This window comes from Leptolyngbya sp. FACHB-36, from assembly GCF_014695955.1.
Lineage (GTDB): Bacteria > Cyanobacteriota > Cyanobacteriia > Leptolyngbyales > Leptolyngbyaceae > FACHB-36.
Genome location: NZ_JACJPG010000349.1, coordinates 1 through 4822 on the forward strand (window position 1 = coordinate 1; position 4822 = coordinate 4822).

General features: G+C 53.9%; 2 protein-coding genes. Both read left to right on the forward strand.

All coding sequences use genetic code 11. The features are described from left to right. Positions 1-935: 935 nt before the first annotated feature. A complete protein-coding gene (locus H6F43_RS09920) occupies positions 936-2729 on the forward strand; it encodes an iron uptake porin (protein WP_190342621.1) in 1794 nt (597 codons plus the stop codon). A gap of 316 nt (positions 2730-3045) precedes the next feature. After that, a partial coding sequence (locus H6F43_RS09925) for an alkaline phosphatase family protein (protein ID WP_190342622.1) occupies positions 3046-4822 on the forward strand: 1777 nt, incomplete at its 3' end.

Consider the following 4822-nt stretch of genomic DNA (forward strand, 5'->3'; position numbering starts at 1 on the left):
TCGAATCCCGGGCGACCCATAAACCCTCAAATTGTTGAGCAGCAAGGTTGCAGTTTACACGCTGTTAAGCTCTGGAAACCTCCATGATGGCGCAAAAGCGTTGGAGTTTTTTAGAGTTTGAAGTACAAGAATAAGTCCACCGTTGTCAGGACTTCGCTGGGAAATCTGCTGCTAAAACCCTGAAAGTATTTTTGCGGTTACATCCATACAGGCAACACTTGACGCTCACCTGCGTAACTGTGTGGCGGTTCTGGCTCTATAACTGCGATGTCTCATCCTCACCTTGCTCACTTCAAAAGGTGGTCAACCATTTTTCCGTTCGCTGAGAATGGAGATTTTTCGGCTATGGCCTTTTCCAATTCAGTGCGGTACACACCTAGAGAACCTATCCCCTGTCCCAATCCTTGCAGGTCTGGAAAAATCTTGCTCGCTTTCCGAAACGGAGACGGTATAGCCTGCGGCATTTGAGAACGGGGAGGGCTGAGTGTCCTTCAACGGAGCGATCGCCGCTATAGTTTGCTAACGAATTTCTCAAATGCTTGGAACTCGTTTTGCGATCGCAATGCTTTCAAGAAAGCTATTAGCTAATAGCTGCTCGAATCATTGATTTAACAAAGTGCCTCTGCTGAAAAACTGCAATAGATTCATCTGAATTTAATAAAGATTCTTCGTCTTCGCACGCTTAGTAAAGCTAGGCAATCAGATAAGGTTAGACAATTGAACCTTGCCCCAAACGTGGGCTAAACCTGGCGATCGCCGCTGTAGGCATCGCTTTTGCGAAAAAAATGTGTCATTTGAACTTGCGTTTTTCAAACGGCTGTGGCACGATGACCGTTACTAAAATACGGTTACCTGATAAGTTTACCGTGTTTTGCGAGCATGGCTGAGCCTGTGCTCGTTAATGCCTTTGACTTGCAGGTGTGAGGACTTTCATCATGACCACGATCGTAGGGCGTCCAGCTTGGGCGCTGCTTGTCATTAGCGCAGCACTCGCGCCAGTCGTCGCCAATGCTGCCCCGGTGACAACAGATGGGCAAGACCCAACTCAGTCTTCAGACTCCACTGCCCCACTAGAGCAGGTGACATCCGTTTCGCAACTATCGGATGTCAGACCGACGGATTGGGCATTTCAGGCGTTGCAGTCTCTCGTAGAGCGATACGGCTGCATTGTCGGCTACCCTGACCAAACCTATCGCGGCAATCGTGCTCTGACGCGCTATGAATTCGCCGCTGGACTAAATGCTTGCATCGATCGAGTCAATGAACTCATTGCTGCTGCCACAGCCGATCTGGTTAAGAAGGAAGATCTGGTAGCGCTGCAAAAGCTACAGGAAGAATTTGCTGCCGAACTCGCCAGCTTACGAGGTCGAATCGATGCGGTGGAAACCCGTACTGCAACGCTGGAGCGGCAGCTGTTCTCCACCACGACAAAGCTGGTTGGCGAGGTAATTTTAAGCATTGCTGGAGTCTTTGGGGACGATCGCGCCCTGAACTCCGATCAGCAGCGCGTAATTGATGCGGCACCTGCTGCTACCCGTGAAGCAGTGAGAAACGGGCTGCTCACCGCTGGGGGCAACAGCCGTGAAGTGCAAGATAACCCTGTTTTTACCGATCGGGTTCGCCTCAACCTTGTCACTAGCTTTACAGGCAAAGACCAACTGATTACACGCCTAGAAGCCAACAACACCAGTGCGTTTAATGCACCTGTCACCGGAACAGCAATGACTCGGTTGGGGTATGACAGCACCGCTCCCTTTAATGACAATGCCATCCGAGTGGGTAAACTGCTCTATCGGTTTCCGTTGGGCAGTAAAACGACGGTCACTGTGGATGCGATCGGCGGTGAGTTCTTCGACAACGTTGAGGTGTTCAATCCCTTTCTGTATCCCGCTCCAACGGGTTCCATTTCTCGATTCGGACGCCACAGCCCAATCTATCGCTTGAGTAACACTGGCTCCTACACCAACACAGGAGCGGGGCTGACGCTGACTCACAAATTTACGGACGCGCTGGGATTGTCGCTCAGCTACCTTGCTAGAAACCCGTTCGACCCAAATGCCAATGCGAGTTCTGGCTTATTTGACGGCACCTATGCAGCCCTTGCCCAGCTCAATATCCGACCCAGCCAAAACTTTGGCGTTGGCTTAACCTACGTACGCGCCTACTACAGCGGCAAGGTTAGGACTCCTAGCACAACAGTGTTTGCCAACGATGTCTCAACGGCGGGTGCAACCGGAAGCGCCTTTGCCAACCAGCCGTTTGGACTAGGGGTCGGGGCGAATACTGGCGTGGCGACCTCGGTCAATGCGTTTGGTATCGAAGCGAGCTACCGAGTCACTCCTAGGTTCAACCTGTCGGGCTGGGTGGGCTACACCGAAGCGATCGCCGAAGATGGCTCTGGCTTGGTCAATGTCAGAAAGGGCGATCGGGCAACCATTTGGAATTGGTCAGTAGGATTGGCGTTCCCTGACTTGCTTCGGAAGGGAGACCTCATCGGGATTGTGGTAGGACAGCCGCCGAAAGCGACCGACAACGACTACGGACCTACCGCTACGGGTGCCCGTCGAGAAGATCGAGATACCTCGTTTCACCTGGAAGGCTTCTACCGCTATCAGTTGACGAACAATCTTTCGATCACGCCCGGTGTGCTAGTGATCTTCAACCCGGAACACAACAGCGACAACGACACTCAGGTGGTCGGTGTTATTCGGACCACCTTCCGGTTCTGATCAACGCCAGAGAGTTTGGAATGAAGCTTTCTAAGGTCACCAAGCTTCACAGCGCGAGGAACTTTGGCGGTTGAGATAGCGTGCAGAAAAAGTTCTTTGATGACGGGTCACTGTTCGACCAGATTTACAGTGTCCAACGATCTGGCGATCGCCAAAATAGGACTACCCACGCTCAACTGCTGCGGCAGCTTGAACTGTAGGGCTAAAACTCTTGGCAAACTCTTAACCCATCCTGGCAGTGCCCTTAACGAACTCCCAGTAGTCTCACGGATAGATCTCTGAAATTCTGATCATTCGTACAGGTGGAAATCTACCTATGAGACTTATTGCGTCTTGGTTTCGCCAGGGGTGGGCTGGGTGCCGCAACTGGCTGCGTTGGCATCGCTGGACATTCTGGCTAATCCTGGCGATCGCCTCGCTGACACTCACGCTGGCGATCGCGCTGCTGCCCAGTCTAGCAACGTCCACTCCACGCCCCAAGGTGATTTTGATTTCGGCGGACAGTATGAATCCGACCCAGGTTGATCAGTACATCCGCCAGGGAATTTTGAGCACCGATCGTGGCGTTGGCTTGCTGCGGCGGCTGGGCGTATCTGCAAAGCAAAACACCACGATTATTCCATCGCTGACGGCTCCTAGCCATATTGCAATCGGTACGGGGTCGATCGCGTCGCGCAACGACATTAACGCCAACAGTTTTCACTTAGTTGCCAGTCCGTTTAACGCCAATATCAGCGGCTTTGGCGCACCGATCGGCGGCTACACCCTTGGCAATGGCAACGTTGCCGAGAGTGCTGAACCGACCGCCGAGCCGCTGTGGATTGCGCTTCGCAACAGCGGTAAGCGCGTTGTGGCGGCGACCTTTCCCGGAGCCGACGGTGTGGATGTGCGCGTTCCCGGTCTTACGGGTAGCCCAGTTGTGCAGTCGTCGCAGCGGCGCACGGTAGACTTTACCGTTCCGTTTGGTGCCTTTGGTGGAGCCGGAGCGCAAGGCTTTAGTTTAACCGCTGCCGACTTTACAGCGGCTCCGGATGCGCTAGTCGAGCAACTGAGTGCCGTCGGACGACGATCGTTCAGTCCCGTGTTGCAGCGAACCACGCCGGAGACGTTAACGATCGGCGGCGTCAGCTACACGATTCAGGCAGCCGTGCTCGATTCCAGCGACGACAGCCAAACGAACTACGACACGATCTCGTTCTACGATGTGGCACAAGGGATTCAGCCGGGACCGTTTACCCTGCCTTCGACCGGACCCGCCTTTATTAAAGCAGGCGATCGCATCTCCAAGCTGTTCTTCTTCGAGGGCAGTCCCACTAAGGCAGGCACCAGCTTTTACCTGACGCAACTGGCTCCAGACCTTTCCACCGTGCGGTTCACCCGCTATTCCGCAAACTTTATTCCTAGCACGCCTGTGGTTCAGGCAGACGTGGATGCCATTAACAGCAGTGTTGGCTTTTGGGCACCCCAGCCCGATTTCCGCATTCCCGAACGGCTATCTCCAGGGTTCACGAATTTTTCGGATGCGGAACTCGAAGCGATTTACGAAGACCAGGTTAATAGCTTCACTGACTACCAAACCCGCTTGGTACTGGAAGCGATTCGCCGCAATCCTGAGGCAGACCTGGTTTTGACCTACTTTGAGCAGCCGGACGGCTCTGGGCACCAGTTCACCCTGACTGACCCGCGTCAAGCAACCGATTTTACGAATCCCAATAGCATTGGTGAGGGGCAGGACCGGGACAAAGTTGCTCGCTATCAGCGCTATGTTGCCCGTGCGTACCAAGTTACCGATCGCGCCATCCAGCGCATCATTCAGGAAGTGGGGACCGATCGACGTGGTCGCCCGCTCAGCAACATTATTCTGGTCTCGGACCACGGCATGGCTCCGTTCCACACAGCGGTAAACTTGAATGCGTTCTTGCAGAGTCAGGGCTTTGACGCCACGAAGGTCCGCGCTGTCACGTCTGGACCCGCCGCCAACGTCTACATTAACTTGCAGGGACGCGAGGCAAACGGCACCGTGACGCCCGAAGAGTATGTGACCCTGCAAGAGCAGCTTGTAAAAGCGCTCAGCAGTTTACAGGACACCAACT